Origin of the sequence: Edaphobacter sp. (assembly GCF_028283685.1) — a bacterium.
Lineage (GTDB): Bacteria > Acidobacteriota > Terriglobia > Terriglobales > Acidobacteriaceae > Edaphobacter.
Window position 1 is genome coordinate 444,461 of the sequence record NZ_JAPWKF010000004.1, and the last position, 16,031, is coordinate 460,491.

Genomic DNA, 16,031 nt, shown 5'->3' on the forward strand with positions numbered 1-16,031 from the left:
TCACGGTTTACGCTCAACCTGTTTCTCCGTGGGCAGTTCTGCTGCGTCCCAACCACCACCAAGCGCCGCAATCAGCTGCACGGCAGACGTCATCTGGCTTGTCTGGAGGGAGACAAGCGTCTGACGATTGCTGAGAAGGCTGGTCTGCGCCGTCACGACGTTCAGGTACGTATCAACGCCCGTCCTATATCGAGTATTCGCCAGCGCTTCGTAGCGAGCGGAGGAATCCACTGCTTGTTTCTGCCGCTGTGTCTGCTCGGTGAGTTGGCGGGTGGATACAAGATAATCCTCCACCTCCTTGAACGCGTTCAGTACTGTTTGGCGGTAGGCCGCCACATCAGCACGATACTGGGCTTCGTACTGTTGCACGGTGGCGCGACGTGCCCCGAAGTCCCATGCAGTTTCCGTGATCGTACCTCCTACGGACCAGAAGTAGGCGCTCAGGGTGGCCAACTTACCAATGTCGGAGGTCTGTGTTCCTCCGCTTCCAGTGAGCGAGATGGTTGGATAGTATGCGGCTTTGCCGACTCCGATCAGAGCATTCGCTTCAGCCATCGTCCGTTCCGATGCAGCGATATCCGGCCGGCGTTCCAGCAGTTGCGAGGGCAGACCGGTAGGAATAGACGGGACGTTGACGTCCAGGGGCATCGCTTGGAGTGAGAAGTTGCCTGCCGCCTCGCCGAGCAGAAGCGCGATGGCATGCTCATACTGGGCACGGGTTGTGGCCACGGCTGTCGCATTGGCCTCGGCAGTGTGGAGAGTGGTCTCTGCCTGGACCACGTCCTGCTCGGAGTCGATTCCTGTCCGGAAGAGAACTCTGGTAAGGCGCAGCGACTCTCCATAGTTCTTGATGGTGTCGTCATACAACACCTGCAGCGCGTCCTGACCACGCAGCTCGAAATAATACTCGGCCAGGCTTGCCTGTTCGCTCAAAGTCTCGTTGGCCAGGTTTGCAGCACTCACCTGAGCCGCGTTGGCCTGTTCTCGAATGGTGTTCCGGATCGAGCCGAAGAGGTCCGGTTCCCATGAGACAGACAGTGGGAGTTCATAACTTTGAGTGGAGCTGCTGGTGGAAAGCCTGGCAGTGCTGGATTCACCCGTTCCCTGGACATTCACCGAAGGTGCGATCGAGAAACTTGGATACAGAGATGCCTTGGCGTTGCGCACCACGGCGCGTGCCGCCATATAGTTTTCGAAGTACTGCTTGATATTTTGATTGTTGATATTGAGACGCTCTTCGAGCACATTGAGTTCCGGATCTCCGAAGACCTCCCACCATTTGCCCCGGATCATCGCATCGCTCGGCTTTGCGGGCCTCCATCCACCTGCCTGAGAATCTCGGCTTCCAGCGGTGTTTTCTTTATAGGCGGCCGGTGGCGCAGTGGGCAGAGCAGGCCGCACGTACCGGGGTCCGACTCGGCAGCCTGTTATCGGCATGACCAAGAGGAGCAGCACTGTGCCACAAAATAAGGAAGAATATCGTCCGCAGAGTCCATCCCTTCCTGAAAACTGCCGCTGCCATTGTGTCGGTTGCAGACTTTGGATCTTCACGGTGCCTCCTGCGGGTGTGCGAAGGATGGAGTTCTCTCAGCCCCACCGCTCAATCGTTTCCGGAGCCGGTCGAGCACAAGATAGACCACCGGTGTGGTGTAGAGAGTCAGAACCTGGCTGACCACTAACCCACCAAGAATTGTGAGGCCGAGTGGCCGCCGTAGCTCGGAACCTATGCCGGTACCGAACGCAAGCGGCACCGCACCGAAGAAGGCGGCGGCTGTGGTCATCAGGATGGGCCGAAAGCGCAGGATACAGGCTTGGGAGATTGCGTCTTCGGTTCCCATCCCATGTTCGCGCTCCATCTGCAACGCGAAGTCGATCATCATAATGGCGTTCTTCTTCACGATGCCGATCAACAAAATGATTCCGATGATCGAGATGACATTCAGGTCGGAGTCAAACAGAACGAGGGTGATGACAGCTCCGAGTGAGGCAGACGGCAATGTGGTCAGAATCGTGATCGGATGTACGAAGCTCTCGTACAGGATTCCGAGGACGATGTAGACGGCCAGGATGGCGGTGGCGATCAGAAGCGGCTCAGACTTAAGTGAGTCCTCGTATTGCTGCGCCGTACCGGTGAAGGTGCCATGCACGGTTTTCGGTATGTGCAGACGGTCTTCGAGAGCATTTACCTGTGCGGTAGCCTCGCTGAGAGAGATACCTGGAGCCAGGTTGAATGAGATGGTGGAAGATGGATACAGCCCGCTGTGATTGACGGACAGCGGTCCCGTGCGGGCCTGATAGCTGCTGATCGCCGAGATCGGAACCGACCCGCTCGAGGTCTGCACGTAGGTGTCTTTCAATGTGTCCGGGCCCAGCGTGAATTGGGGCTGGGCCTCGAGGACAACGTGATATTGATTCAGCGTCTTATAAATCGTCGAAGTCTGCGCCTGCGAGAACGAGTAGTTCAGGACGTTGTCGATGTCGGAAGGTGTGATGCCGAGCCTCGCTGCGGTGAGCCGATCGTAGCTCAGATACGCCTGCAGGCCTCCGGACAGAAGATCGGAATTGACATCGGTCAGAGCAGGCAACTTCTTCATCTCCAGTGCGAGCTTTGGAACATATGTCTTCAGGTCTGCGGTCGTGTCCGCCTGCAGCGTGTACTGGTACTGCGAGTTCGACTGCCGCCCGCCCACACGCAGGTCCTGCGCGGCCATGAGAAAGGTCTGCGCTTCCCGGATCGACATCAGCTTTGGGCGAAGACGATTGACGATGTCCGTGGCACTGGCGTGACGCTCTTCCAGAGGCTTCAATGCTATGAACATGAAGGCACTGTTCGAAGATCCCTGACCGCCGGTAAAACCTACCACGTTCTTAATCCCGGGGTCGGCACGAACGATGGCGACAGCTCGTTTCAACGCGGCGTCCATCTTCGCGAAGGAGGCGTCCTGCGAACCCTGCAAGCCGCCCATGATGGCGCCCGTGTCCTGTTGCGGGAAGAACCCTTTTGAAATGCGGGTGAGATAAAGAATATTCAGTGCCATGGTGACGAAGAAGAGCAGCAGTACGAGATAAGCATGGTCCCGAATGACCCAGCGAAGACTTCGCTCATAGCCCCGCAAGAGAGCGTTGAACATGTTCTCCGTAAATTGATACAGTCGCCCGTGTCCTTCCTTCTTTTCCGGTTTCAACAGCAGAGAGCAAAGCATGGGCGTGGTCGTCAGCGACAACACCATAGAGATGAGGATGGCGATTGCGAGGGTGACGGCAAACTCGCGGAAGAGCCGGCCGACGATCCCGCCCATCATCAGGATCGGAATAAAAACCGCGATCAAGGAGATCGTGATCGAGAGAACGGTGAAGCCGATCTCCTGTGCTCCTTTGAATGCTGCCTGGAGCGGCTGCATCCCCTCTTCGAGATAGCGTGTAATGTTCTCCATCACCACGATGGCATCGTCGATCACAAAGCCTGTCGAGATGGTGAGGGCCATCAGCGAAAGATTGTCGAGCGAATAGCCGAGAAGATACATCACGGCAAAGGTCCCGATCAGGGAGACGGGGACCGCGACGCCGGGAATGATGGTGGCGCGCCAGTTGCGAAGAAAGACAAAGACGACAAGGATGACAAGCACAATGGAGATGACGAGTGTTCGCTCCACATCATGCAAAGAGGCCCGAATCGTTGTCGTCTGGTCAAGGATCAGAGTGATTTTCTGACCTGCAGGGATGGCCGCCTGCATCGCCGGAAGCTCCCCTTTGATTCGGTCGACAGTCTCAATAATATTCGCGCCGGGCTGTTTGAATACGATGATGCTGACGGAGTCCTGACCATTCACGTAGCCGCCGGAACGGACGCTTTCGGTCGAATTGACAACATCTGCAATATCTTCCAGTCTCACCGCAGAGCCGTTCTTCGTGCCGACAATCAGCGGCCTGTAATCGATGGCCTTCGAAATCTGATCGTTAACCGTGATGTAGCTCGTGGTCTGCGCGTCAGCAATACTTCCCGTCGGGGAATGGGCGTTCTGGTTCTGCAGAAACGTCGCAACATCCGGCAGTTTAAGTCCATAGTGTTCCAGTTGCAGTGGATTGATCTCGACACGTACTGCCGGGAGAGAGGAGCCACCTACGGTGACCTGTCCGACTCCCTGGATTTGCGAGAGCTTCTGGACAAGAATGGTCGAAGCCGAATCATAGAGGCTGCCTTTGTCGGAGGATTCGGACGTGATCCCGAGAATGGCGATCGGCGCATCCGCTGAGTTCACCTTCCGGTAGGTGGGGTTCGAAGGCAGATTCGTCGGCAGGTAGGTGCGTGCGGCGCTGATTGCGGCCTGGACCTCACGCGCTGCGGCATTGATGTCTCGATTCAAGTCAAACTGGAGCGAGATGCTGGCTGACCCGGTGGAACTTTGCGACGTCATCTCGGTCACGCCCGCGATATGGCCGAATTGCCGCTCCAGCGGTGTGGCGACAGCGGCCGCCATCACCTCAGGGCTGGCTCCCGGTAGACTCGCGTTCACGGAGATGGTGGGCGAGTCGATCTGTGGCAACGGCGAAACGGGTAGCACGTTGAAGGCGATACCGCCTGCAATCGCTATGGCAGCGGTGAGAAGAATGGTGGCGATCGGGCGTCGAATCGCTGGTGCCGAAAGATTCATGCTCCGCCCTCCATCGGGAGGTCAAGCTGTTTCGCTGTCTTCCTGCTGCGCAGTTTTTCGCTGATGCGATCAAACCAGAGGTAGATCACGGGCGTGGTATAGAGCGTGAGCACCTGGCTGACCAGAAGACCACCCACCATCGCGATGCCGAGCGGACGGCGTAATTCCGCTCCAATCCCTCGACCGAGAGCGAGCGGAAGGCCACCGAAAAGCGCAGCCAGCGTGGTCATCAGGATTGGCCTGAAACGCAGCAGGCTCGCTGAGTAGATGGCTTCCTCGGGACTCTTTCCTTCTTCCCGCTCTGCCTGCAGGGCGAAGTCCACCATCATGATGCCGTTCTTCTTCACAATGCCGATCAGCAGGACGATTCCGATGATTCCTACAATGCCAAGGTCCTGACCGCAGATCATCAACGCGAGCAGCGCGCCGACACCGGCAGAAGGCAGCGTGGAGAGGATCGTGAGCGGATGGATGAAGCTCTCATAGAGGACGCCCAGAACGATGTAGACCGTAACAAGAGCGGCGAGCACCAGGAGTCCCTCGTTGGTGAGCGAGTTTTCGAACGAGGCTGCCGTGCCCTGAAACAGCGGCTGCACATTGATCGGCAAATGGAGGTCTGCCTCCGCCTGATGAATAGCATCCACCGCCTGGCTGAGATGGACGCCAGGTGCGAGGTTGAAGGAGATGGTCACAACGGGGAACTGTGCCTGGTGATTAATTGTGAGAGGCGTCAATGTGTGCTCGAACTTCGTAAAGGCCGAGAGTGGCACGGGATTCCGCGTACTACCGGATGAAGTACTCGTGCTACCGCCACCGCCTGATGAAGAAGAAGATGTGCTGCCCGTGGACGAACCGGTGCTGGCGCTCGAAGCGCTCGTGCTAGTGGTGTTGGTTCCTGAGATTGTCGTCGCCGCTGATGTCGATGCGGTCTGAAGCACCGTATTACCGGTCCCACTGCTCAACGAGTTGCTTTGCGACGTGCTGCTGAGCTGGGAAGACGAGGAGGTCGTGGTCAGGCCCGAACTGTTCGAGGTTATGGCGCTGATTCCACTCGTGGACGTCGCTGTAAGCTGGGACGTACCGCTGCTGCCAGAGCTGGCGGCGCTTGTGCTTGTGCTCGAGGACGAGCCCTGAAGATAGATATCGCCCAGTGCGTTGGGAGAGGTTTGAAACTGTGGCTGCACTTCGAGAATGACGTGATACTGATTGGTCTGCGTGTAGAGCGTCGTGACCTGACGCTGCCCGAACGCATCGTAGAGCGTGTCATCGAGCGCTTGTGGTGTGATGCCCAATCGCGATGCGGTAGGCCGGTCGATCGTGAGGGCCAAAGCATTCCCCTTGGGCGCTTGGTCGGTCACAACATCCTGCAATTGAGGGAGTGTCCGCAGCTTTGCCACCAGCTTGGCTGTCCATGTCCCGAGCTCGGCGGAATCCGGGTCTTCAACGGTGTATTGATATTGGGTACGGCTTACACGGTCTTCGACGGTGAGGTCCTGGATTGGCTGCAGATAGGTCTTCATGCCTGTCACTCTGTTCATCTTTTCGCGAAGACGCTGGATGACTTCGCTTGCGCCGGAACGATCTGCCAGAGGCTTCAGATTGATCTGCATCTGGCCGCTGTTCAAGGTTGCATTCGTCCCATCGATTCCGACGAAGGAAGACAAAGACGCGACGGCAGGGTCCTGTAGCGCAATACGCGCCGCTGCCTGCTGCCGTGACGTCATCGCGGCGAAGCTGGTCGCCTCGGGTGCCTGCGTGATGGCCTGGATGATGCCGGTGTCCTGTGTGGGAAAGAACCCCTTCGGGATGACGTAGTAGAGCAATACCGTGCCAGCAATGGTCAGGAATGCGACGAGCAGAGCGATTCCAGAGTGTCGAAGCACCCAGGTGAGCGTCTGTCCGTAGAACTGGATAATGCGATCGAAGATCGACTCCGACCAGCGGTAAAAACGTCCCTCCTGCTCAGGTGGCGTATGGCGAAGGAGCCGCGACGACATCATGGGGGTGAGTGTGAGCGAGACCACGGCCGAGATGATGATCGTGACTGCCAGCGTGACCGCGAACTCGCGGAAGAGGCGGCCAGTGATGTCGCCCATAAAGAGTAGAGGGATCAGGACCGCGATCAGGGAGACAGTGAGAGAGAGGATGGTGAAGCCGATCTCCGAGGCGCCCTTGAGAGCGGCTTCGAGTGGGGCCATGCCCTCTTCGAGATAGCGGCTGATGTTTTCGATCATGACGATTGCATCATCGACCACGAATCCCGTCGAGATCGTCAAAGCCATGAGAGTCAGGTTATTCAGGCTGTAGTCAAGGGCATACATCACGGCGAAGGTGCCGATCAGCGACAGCGGTACAGCCACCGCCGGAATAATGGTCGCCCTCCAGGACCGCAGGAACGCAAAGATGACGGCGACAACGAGTCCAATGGTGAGCATCAACTCGAACTCAACGTCCTCGACGGAAGCTCGCACCGTCGTCGTGCGGTCCGTAAGCGTATGTACTTCGACCGAGGCCGGGAGGGCTGTCTGCAGTTGTGGCAGCAGAGCTTTGATGGAATCGACTACCTTGATTGTGTTGGCATCCGATTGACGTTTGATGTTGACGATGATTGCCGGTGTCTCGTTCATCCACGCGGCGAGTTTCGAGTTCTCGACTCCATTCGCAATCGTGGCAACATCGCTGAGCAGAATGGCAGACCCGTTCTTGTAGGCAACTACGATGTTGCGGTATTGGCCGGCGGATGTGAGTTGGTCGTTAGCATCGATGGTGTAGGCCTGTTGCGGCCCATTGAACGTGCCCTTGGCTCCGTTCAGGCTGGTATTGGAGATCACGGTCCGCACATCTTCAAGCGTCAGTCCATACGAGGCGAGCGCCGTTGGGTTGGCCTGGATCCGGACCGCCGGCTTCTGCCCTCCCTGGATCGTTACAAGCCCTACCCCGCTGAGTTGCGAGATCTTGGGAGCCAGTCTCGTGTCTGCCAGGTCCTGCACCTCCGACAGAGAGAGGCTTTTTGAAGTGAGCGCCAGAGTAAGCACCGGGGCATCCGCGGGATTTGTCTTGCTGTAGGTCGGCGGAATCGGAAGATCGCTGGGCAGATAGCTGTTCGCGGCGTTAATAGCCGCCTGCACTTCCTGCTCCGCAACATCGATGTCCTCGCTCAGGGAGAACTGAAGCACAATGATCGACGCGCCGCCGGAAGACGTAGACGTCATTTGAGAGAGCCCCTGAATCTGCCCGAACTGCTTCTCCAAGGGGCCTGTCACCGTGGAGGACATGACCTCAGGACTGGCGCCTGGATAGAGCGTCTGCACCTCAATGATTGGATAGTTCACCTCAGGCAACGCCGAAATCGGCAGTTGCAGGTAGGCAACAACCCCGACCAGAAGGATCGCGACCATCAGGAGAATGGTCGCGACGGGACGAATGATGAAGGGGCGGGAAAGATTCATCGAGCAGGTCCCGCGTTGGTCGCTGGCGTTGCCGGTGCCGTCCCGGCAACAGTGACCTTGGCTCCGTCCTGAACCCGATCGAAGTTGCTGGTAATGACCGTATCACCGACGTTCAACCCTTCGATGGCAGATTTACTTTGCTCGGAATTGGTTACGGCGATATTTGTGAGCTTGACGGTGCTGTCCGGTTGGACGACATAGACGAAGGCCTGCTGCCCGTTGTACTGAATGGCTGCGGTCGAGATCAGCTTCGCGTTCTTCAGGCGATTGACCTGCAGTCGAGCATTCACAAACTGGTTAGGAAAGAGCGTATTACTCGCGTTATCGAACTTGGCCCGGAGGCGAACGGTACCGGTCGAGGTATCGACCTGGTTGTCGAATGTGAGGAGTTGGCCCGTCGCGAGTTTCGTCTCCTGGGAACGATCGTAAAGATCGACAGGAAGGCTCTGCTTTTGGGCGATGATCTGCTTCTGTACTTGTGGCATGTGATCTTCCGCAATGGAAAATACTGCGGTGATCGGATTCAACTGGGTGATCGTCGCGATCGTGCTGGAACTGCCGGAAAAGATCGTATTGCCGGGGTCGATCAGGCGCAGGCCGATGCGCCCCGTGATCGGGGCGACGATATGACAGTAGCTGAGTTGAACTTTGTAGTACTGAACGGAGCCTTCATCGTTCTGCACGGTCCCTTCCGCCTGACGGACGGCCGCCTGTTGGTCAAAGACGGTCTGCTCTGAGACTGCCTTCTCGGCGTACGCATCCTGGTAACGTTTGAGATTGATCCGGTCCTGCTCAAGGGCGGCACGGTCGCGTGCCAGGGATCCCTCCGACTGCTGGAGTTGCGCCTGTAGCGGTCGCGGGTCGACCTCCACGAGGGATTGGCCCTTCTGGATAATCTGCCCCTCCCGATAGTTGACCGCTAACACGCGTCCACTCACCTGGCTATAAACATTCACCGTCTGCAGAGGGGTGACCGTCCCCAAGGCATCGAGGTAGATGTCCATCGTTCCGCTCTGAATCTTCTCCGTCGTCACGGAAGTGCCAGAGGCGCCGCCAGGGCCGCCCGGCCCCATAGGGCCTGCGGACTTTGACTTGTGAAGCAGAGGCAGCAGCAAGGCACCACATACCAGGAGGACAAGAAGCCAGGCGAGCCAATGCCGTTTATGGCGTGGAGGTACAGTTTCCCGGGGAGGAGCAATGGCTGAATCGGTCATGGTCACCTGCGTAAAAGAATCGCTCTTCTAGGAGACGATAGATCGAAGCTTTCGAATGTCACATCGTGTAACGATGCGTAACAAGTGGTTCCAATTCAAGGAACAAGGGGGCAAACTTGGAGTGCGCCTGCATAAAAGCGGGCTGAGGTGCTTGATGTCACAGAACCGGGAACATGTTCTGCTTATCGATGATGATGTCAAGCTGTGCGAGATGCTGCGCGGCTATCTATCGCGAAATGGATGGAGTGTCTCCGTGGCGCACACCGGCGAAGGGGGTATCCGCGCATTGCGCGGCCAGGCCACCGATCTCATCGTGCTCGATATGATGCTGCCCGATATCGACGGTTTTGAGGTCATGCGCCGAGTCCATCGCGATAGCGATGTGAAGGTTCTTCTGCTTACCGCCCGCGGGGAAGAGATCGACCGCATCATCGGTCTGGAGATGGGCGCCGACGATTATCTCGGTAAGCCGTTCAACCCGCGCGAGCTGATGGCACGTATGAGGGCTGTGCTGCGCCGGTCTTCGCCGCGGGAAACCCCAAAGGGCGGCTCGCTGGTGGTCGGAGACTTTGCCGCCGACACCATCAAACGGGAGATCGCATTTCAGGACCGTCCCATTGCCCTGACGGATGGAGAGTACATTTTGTTATTAGTGCTGCTTCAGCACGCCGAAGAGGTGGTTGATCGGAATGAGCTCTTCGACCGGACCCTGGGAAGAAAACCCAGGGCCTTTGATCGCAGTCTGGACATGCTGATGTTGCGCCTTCGTCGGAAGCTGGATGGACTTCGAGGCTTTACCGGCGAGATCAAGACGGTACGAAGCAGCGGGTATATCTTCCTGCTCCAGAGATCCAATAGCTCGGAAGGAGACTCCGAATGAGGACCTTCTTTCTGCAGATTTTCTTATCGTTCTGGATCGCGACGATTGGAATCTTTATTGGAGCCACGGTTTTCTTCCCCAATCGAGAACCTGGATCTCCTGAGAATGTACGCGTCGTCCTCGCTTCAGCCGCAAGGACCATCGCAACCACGACTCTGTCCCAGTATCACGAAAAGGGGTGTGCGGCGTTTGCATCTCTACAGCATGATTTCGTGCTCCTGAACTCTGAGAGGAAGTCGCTCTGTGGACAAACTATTTTCTCTGAGGAGCAGCGGCTAGTTGATGAGGCGTTCGATTCGAACAAGGCTGTCGGCCAGAAGATCCACAATCAATGGGTCCAGGTAAGGCCTGTGACGCTTGACGGAGGAGAGCGCTGGTTCGTTCTTCAACGAGTCACCTATACCAGACCTCCCTTCTTTCCACCGCTTCCCAACACGGCACTCCCCATCTCCATCGCCGTTACCTTTCTCTTTGCGTATGTCGTGACCCGGCCTGTACGAGCACTCTCCCAGGCCTTTCGAAGGTTTTCCGGCGGAGATCTTTCCGTGCGCCTGCCGGTTTCACCCAACCGATGGAGCGAGATTGGCGGAACGGATGTCCGGACCCTGATGCTGGACTTCAATTACATGGCCGACCGCGTCAATGAGTTGGTCGATGCGCAAAAGCTTCTGATCCGCGACGTCTCCCACGAACTTCGCTCGCCTCTCGCGCGGCTTCGCATGGCCCTGGAGATCGCGAGAGACGACAAAGACGAAATCCTCCCCTCTTTAGATCGCATGGAAGCAGAAGCGGACCGTGTGAATGAGTTGATTGGTCAAATGCTGACCCTCTCCCTGATGGAGAGCACGGGACACCTCACACGGCTTGAGGAGTTCTCGATTGACGACATGATGGAGACCTTGTTGCCGGATATGAAGTTTGAGGCAGCCGCCCGCGGTTGCACGATTCTGTATCAAAAACCCAGCGAGATTCCGCTCATAAACGGGAACCCCGAACTGTTTCGTCGTGGCGTAGAGAATGTCGTCCGGAATGCAATCCGTCACACAGCGCCCAATACAGCGGTGGAGATCGAGGTTTCCTACGATACCAGCTTGAGAGTGACGAATAAGCTGCACAACACCACGCATCTCGGAGGGGTGCGAATCCAGATTCGAGACCGCGGTCCGGGAGTTCCTGAACCCAGCCTGCCAAACCTCTTCCGGGCGTTTTATCGTACCGATGCTGCCCGGCAAGACTCGACGGGCGGCTTCGGGGTCGGACTTTCGATTGCAGAGCGTTCGGTCGAGCTTCACGGTGGATCGATCCGCGCTTTCAACCGGAAAGGTGGTGGACTCATGGTGGATATTCTGGTTCCATTTACCGGTCAGTTGGACCTTGCTTTCAAGGAGACCTAAGGCAAACCGCAATGATCTAATTCCTCATATACGACCGGCACCCATGATCAGGCAGTCGTGCAGCGTCAAGAAGCGTCTTTCGGCAACTCACGGGTGGGATGGCGATCGTTTGTCTTGCCTGGGGGCATGGGGTGTTGTGTAAGCTGGCGTGACCAACTAATTCTGCACGGAGAGTGGCGATGAATCGGTGGGCGCTGGCAGCATCGGTTTCTGTGGTTATGGCGGGGGAGCTTGCGGCGGCGCAGGGCCGTTCGTCGCAGATTCAACAGCACACCGAGGTGCAACGGCACATCGACAAGGTGACGAGCTGCCTGCACGAGCAGGTGGTGACGAAGGACGACCCGTGCGTTCCGCTGGAGAAGCAGATGGAGGCGTTGCATGTTCCGGGCGTGAGCATTGCAGTGATTCGTAATGGAGCGGTGGAGTGGGTGCGCGGGTTTGGCGTCGCCAAGGTGGGTGGTCCTGCGGTGACGCCGGAGACGATGTTCCAGGCGGGTTCGATCAGCAAGCCGGTTGCGGCGATGGCGACGCTGCGGCTGGTGCAGCAGGGCAAGCTGGTGCTGGATGAAGACGTGAACAAGGAGCTGGTGAGCTGGAAGCTGCCTTCGAGCGATGCGGCGAAGGGCAAGCCGGTGACGCTTCGCGAGCTGCTGACGCATACGGGTGGAACGACGGTGCACGGCTTTCCGGGATATGCGCAGGGCGAGGCGGTGCCTACTCTGGTGCAGGTGCTGAACGGGGAGAAGCCGGCGAATACGCCAGCGATACGGATAGAGACAGAGCCGGGAACGAAGTGGAACTACTCCGGCGGCGGATTCACGATCACGCAGCAGATGGATATCGATGCGACGAAGGAGACGTTTCCGAAGCTGCTGCACGATACGGTTCTTGCTCCTATAGGGATGAAGCACAGCACGTATGAGCAGCCTCTGCCTGCGGGGATGGGACCTGCGGCGACGCCGTATAACGGCGATGGCACGCCGGTGCAGGGCGGAGCGCATACGTATCCCGAGATGGCTGCGGCGGGACTGTGGACGACGGCGAGCGATCTTGCGCTGTACGTGATGGAGAACCAGCGGTCGCTTGAGGGCAAGGCGAATCATGTGCTGACGCAGCAGATGACCGAGGAGATGATGAAGCCGGGCATGGGGAGCTGGGGGCTGGGCGTGCAGATCGGCGGCGCGGAGACGGATCGCTTCTTCACGCACGGCGGCGTGAATGCGGGATTCGAGGCGCTGTTTGTGGGGTATGAGAAGCACGGCGACGGCGCGGTGGTGATGACGAATGCGCAGGGTGGATCTCGGCTGGCGGGGCAGATCATGCAGGCGATCGCGGTCGAGTATGGATGGCCGGACTTCAAGCCGGTGGTGCGGGAGCAGGTTGCTGTCGATCGGGCCGTGCTGGAGAAGTTTGTGGGGACGTATGCGATGTCTCCCACGTTCAACTTTGTTTTCATGCTGGAGGGCGATCAGTTGATGCTGCAGGCGGGGAGACAGCCGAAGCTGCCTGCGTATCCTGAGTCGGATTCGAAGGTGTTTCTGAAGGCCGTGAATGTGGAGTTCGAGTTTGTGAAGGATGACAAGGGCGTAGTGACGGGGCTCATCCTGCACCAGAACGGACATGAGACAAAGGCGCCGCGCAAGGAGTAGGCGTGGCGTCGTTCGTGGCTCTCTTCAGGCGTCAGGCGGCGGCGATGCGCTGGGTGAGATTGTCCTGCTGCTTGCGTGACTCGGCGCCGATGGTGAAGGCGTCGAGGACGCCGGTGGAGAGGGCGTAACGGATGGCCTCTGCGGGGCGGTCGCGGAGGTCGCCCTGGCCGAGGATCTTCATGCCGACGATGCCCTTGCCCTGGGAGCGCATTTTTTTGATCTCGGAGATGACGATGGAGGGATCGGCGTCCATGTGCGAACCGATGGGATTGAGGCGGACGAGGTCGATGTCGACCCAGGGCGAGGCGGCGGCGGCGCGCAGGGCTTCGATGGTGTGGCAGGAGCAGCCGTGGGCGCGGATGACACCTTTGTGCTTGGCCTCGCTGAGGACGTCCATGGCGCCGCGATAGCGGGTGGTCCAGTCGGCTTCGGTGACGCAGTGGATGAGGACGATGTCGATCATCTCGATGCCGAGCTCGCGGCGATAGCGGTCGAGGTCGCGGCGCAGACCGGCGGGGTCGCGGGTGTCGGACTTGGTCATGACGACGACCTTGTCGCGTGGGAGCTGCCTGACGGCCTCGCGGACGTTGGGATGCGAGCGACCGGAAGTTCGCGTATGTTGTTGAATTTTCTGGCACAAATGGCGACCCAAAAGTACGCAAAAGTACCCGTTGGACACCCCATTGGGAGTCTATCGGGAGTTTATTTTCGAGGTTGGGTTTTGACCCCACGGGTCATTGGATTTCACCCTTTCGTTACCACAAATGCGATAGAAGTGATTCATGAATCGTGATAACCTATATCGCATGGAGGTTCCATCCACCATGCCCTCTCACGCATTTGCACCTCGGAATCAGAACTGGAACGTCGAGCAAGGTGAGGCTCAGGATATCGCCCACGGACTTGAAAAGTCCGAGGCCCAGGCCTTGGTCTTTGTCTCCCATGCCCGCCCCGATGACGAGAGGACGAAAGCCCTCTTCGGCTTCCTCCGTCGAGCGTCGGAAGTGGCGGACGTCATGATCGAGAAAAAACAGCAAAGCAGTTGGGATGCCATCATCGAAGCGCTGACTCCTGCGGTCCCCCTTACTTCGAACCGGGTGGTGGAAGCCAAGATGCTCGCCCAGGCGATGACGAAGGTGGTCGAGAGCGAAGATTTTGCGCGAGCAGCCGACATCGCTGAGATCGGTCACTTCAGCAGCAAGAACCCCAGCTCCCAGCCGAATCGCTGGAAGAACTCCGGCCTCATCTTTGCGATCCCCTACAAAGGGGTCGACCTCTATCCTCTCTATGCCTTGGAACTCCAGGGCGGCGCAAAGCCCCTCCCCGTCATGGAGAAGATTCTTGGTGTGCTTCAGGATAAGGATGACTGGCAGAAGGCTTTCTGGTTTGCCAGCCCGAACAGCTATCTGAAGAGCAAAGCTCCGAAGGATCTGCTCAAGTCGAAGCCGCAGGACGTGCTCCGAGCCGCCGAAACCGAGGCATCGGGCGTCCAGCACGGTTAGGAGAGATCGTCATCCACGCTCCGACAGGAAAACTCGCAGCCGATATTGTTCTCTGGGGTAACGGGAAGACGCTCTTCCGTGCGCATCCGGGGATATACGGCAGTCTGCAGTTCAACCCATCTGCGAGCGGGAGCGCGCGCTTCAGTCCATTGCTGGATGCTTCGGGAACTGTCATCCCCACCCTCTATGCAGGAACCACCCTCGAATGCGCGCTGATGGAGACCATATTCCACGACGTACCATTCGTCGCAGGGGCGAAGATGGTCTCGAAGGCGACGCATCTTGCGGGAAAGGTCTACACCCAACTCACCCTCACTCGGGATTTGAACCTTATAGAGCTATCGGCGATCTCGCTGCGGAAGCTCGGCATCTCGCGGAAAAGAGCTGATTGAATCCGATGGCTCAGAATACCCGCAAACACGAGCCTGGGCTCTTACGCTTCACGACCAATATCCGGACGCTGAGGGTCTGATCTGGACATCCCGTCAGGCTGATCCTGCTCAGGCGATCGTCCTTTTCGAAGACCGGCTGAAAGGCGTGGCTTTCAGCGTCCACGCCAAGCAAGAACCTCTGCTACTTGCCGACGGAGCCGCCATTCATTCCGTGCTCGACCTGGCCCTAAAAATGGACGTATTCTTGACGCCTTAGACGGCGACGGACTTTCTCAACCCTTGAGGAAGTAATCGGCTGACTTTCCGTAGAGTTCGGCGAGTTGCAGCAACTCCATGACATCAATCCGCCGCTCTCCTGTCTCGCACTTGGAAAGGAACGAATGCGAGAAGCCAAGTTTCACGGAAACTTCGCGTTGATTAAGGCCGGCTTCTTGCCGAGCTTCAATCAGTCTTTCGAGGATTGCGTCGCAAGTTTTCTGGAACGGAGCGGTGCGCGCTTTCCGCGATCTCCGAATTCCAGATTCTACCCGCGTTCCCATGTACTAAGTGTGGGTATGCGACTATACAATCCCCTAATAAGGGACATAACGACGCCAGTCCTTCTATGCAGAATCGCGTGAGTGAAACGTTGGTTGAATGAGCTGAGGTTGCTGGAAAGATCGTCCATCGCTTGCGCCTTGCGACCAGCGGATCAGGCGGTCAAGAACTACACCTTGAGTTCACCGACGGCACTGCTTTCACACTTACGATTGAGCCTTCAACGCTCCGAAAGGCCTATCTTATTTCTCAGGCCGAAGGTACGGAAATCACCCTCAGATCCATATGACGAATAGCTAGTTAGACCGGCAAAATGTCTCGATAAACCGATCTGTTCTGATAACTTCGCTTGTCAGCAGCAA

Annotated in this window: 12 protein-coding genes; 6 read left to right on the top strand and 6 right to left on the bottom strand. The window is 57.7% G+C overall.

Going from position 1 to position 16,031, the window contains the following annotated elements; translation table 11 throughout:
• The 4 genes from PW789_RS06980 to PW789_RS06995 form a co-directional block, all read right to left on the bottom strand.
• On the bottom strand, positions 1–1,437 hold the full coding sequence (locus tag PW789_RS06980) for an efflux transporter outer membrane subunit (RefSeq protein ID WP_299373421.1): 1,437 nt from the start codon (positions 1,435–1,437) through the stop codon (positions 1–3).
• Positions 1,438–1,547: 110 nt separating this feature from the next.
• Positions 1,548–4,652: an efflux RND transporter permease subunit gene (locus PW789_RS06985; protein WP_299373424.1), complete on the bottom strand. Its 3,105-nt coding sequence runs from the start codon at positions 4,650–4,652 to the stop codon at positions 1,548–1,550.
• Positions 4,649–8,101, bottom strand: a complete 3,453-nt coding sequence (locus PW789_RS06990) for an efflux RND transporter permease subunit (protein ID WP_299373427.1) — start codon at positions 8,099–8,101, stop codon at positions 4,649–4,651. The genes PW789_RS06985 and PW789_RS06990 overlap by 4 nt, the downstream gene beginning before the upstream one ends.
• The gene (locus PW789_RS06995) at positions 8,098–9,174 is read right to left on the bottom strand and encodes an efflux RND transporter periplasmic adaptor subunit (RefSeq protein ID WP_299373430.1); all 1,077 of its coding nucleotides are present in this window, start codon (positions 9,172–9,174) and stop codon (positions 8,098–8,100) included. The genes PW789_RS06990 and PW789_RS06995 overlap by 4 nt, the downstream gene beginning before the upstream one ends.
• A 214-nt stretch (positions 9,175–9,388) precedes the next feature.
• Between PW789_RS06995 and PW789_RS07000 the strand changes: the two genes are divergently transcribed.
• The 3 genes from PW789_RS07000 (at position 9,389) to PW789_RS07010 (ending at position 13,238) form a co-directional block, all read left to right on the top strand.
• Positions 9,389–10,195, top strand: a complete 807-nt coding sequence (locus tag PW789_RS07000; RefSeq protein ID WP_299373433.1) for a response regulator transcription factor — start codon at positions 9,389–9,391, stop codon at positions 10,193–10,195.
• Positions 10,196–10,677: 482 nt separating this feature from the next.
• A complete protein-coding gene (locus PW789_RS07005) occupies positions 10,678–11,589 on the top strand; it encodes an ATP-binding protein (protein WP_367182495.1) in 912 nt (303 codons plus the stop codon).
• A gap of 179 nt (positions 11,590–11,768) precedes the next feature.
• Positions 11,769–13,238 (top strand): serine hydrolase, encoded by a 1,470-nt coding sequence (locus tag PW789_RS07010; protein WP_299373439.1) that lies wholly within the window; start codon positions 11,769–11,771, stop codon positions 13,236–13,238.
• Positions 13,239–13,269: 31 nt separating this feature from the next.
• Here the strand turns inward: PW789_RS07010 and PW789_RS07015 are convergent, their stop codons facing one another.
• The gene (locus PW789_RS07015) at positions 13,270–13,917 is read right to left on the bottom strand and encodes an aldo/keto reductase (protein WP_299373442.1); all 648 of its coding nucleotides are present in this window, start codon (positions 13,915–13,917) and stop codon (positions 13,270–13,272) included.
• Positions 13,918–14,020: 103 nt separating this feature from the next.
• Between PW789_RS07015 and PW789_RS07020 the strand changes: the two genes are divergently transcribed.
• From PW789_RS07020 to PW789_RS20060, 3 genes are read left to right on the top strand one after another with little or no spacing between them, the layout of a single operon-like run.
• Positions 14,021–14,740, top strand: a complete 720-nt coding sequence (locus tag PW789_RS07020; protein WP_299373445.1) for a hypothetical protein — start codon at positions 14,021–14,023, stop codon at positions 14,738–14,740.
• 44 nt (positions 14,741–14,784) lie between these two features.
• The gene (locus PW789_RS07025) at positions 14,785–15,132 is read left to right on the top strand and encodes an RES family NAD+ phosphorylase (RefSeq protein WP_299373562.1); all 348 of its coding nucleotides are present in this window, start codon (positions 14,785–14,787) and stop codon (positions 15,130–15,132) included.
• A complete protein-coding gene (locus tag PW789_RS20060) occupies positions 15,128–15,388 on the top strand; it encodes an RES domain-containing protein (RefSeq protein ID WP_367182496.1) in 261 nt (86 codons plus the stop codon). Before PW789_RS07025 ends, PW789_RS20060 begins: the two co-directional genes overlap by 5 nt.
• Before the next feature lie 16 nt (positions 15,389–15,404).
• Here PW789_RS20060 and PW789_RS20065 read toward each other — a convergent pair whose 3' ends face one another.
• A complete protein-coding gene (locus tag PW789_RS20065) occupies positions 15,405–15,671 on the bottom strand; it encodes a helix-turn-helix domain-containing protein (protein ID WP_367182487.1) in 267 nt (88 codons plus the stop codon).
• Between the last annotated feature and the right edge of the window lie 360 nt (positions 15,672–16,031).

Excerpts from the sequence above, each read along its gene's own strand:
- PW789_RS06980 (WP_299373421.1), bottom strand. The coding sequence starts at position 1,437 with ATGCCGATAACAGGCTGCCGAGTCGGACCCCGGTACGTGCGGCCTGCT.
- PW789_RS06985 (WP_299373424.1), bottom strand. The coding sequence starts at position 4,652 with ATGAATCTTTCGGCACCAGCGATTCGACGCCCGATCGCCACCATTCTT.
- PW789_RS06990 (WP_299373427.1), bottom strand. The coding sequence starts at position 8,101 with ATGAATCTTTCCCGCCCCTTCATCATTCGTCCCGTCGCGACCATTCTC.
- PW789_RS06995 (WP_299373430.1), bottom strand. The coding sequence starts at position 9,174 with ATGGGGCCGGGCGGCCCTGGCGGCGCCTCTGGCACTTCCGTGACGACG.
- PW789_RS07000 (WP_299373433.1), top strand. The coding sequence starts at position 9,389 with ATGCGTAACAAGTGGTTCCAATTCAAGGAACAAGGGGGCAAACTTGGA.
- PW789_RS07010 (WP_299373439.1), top strand. The coding sequence starts at position 11,769 with ATGAATCGGTGGGCGCTGGCAGCATCGGTTTCTGTGGTTATGGCGGGG.
- PW789_RS07020 (WP_299373445.1), top strand. The coding sequence starts at position 14,021 with ATGAATCGTGATAACCTATATCGCATGGAGGTTCCATCCACCATGCCC.
- PW789_RS20065 (WP_367182487.1), bottom strand. The coding sequence starts at position 15,671 with ATGGGAACGCGGGTAGAATCTGGAATTCGGAGATCGCGGAAAGCGCGC.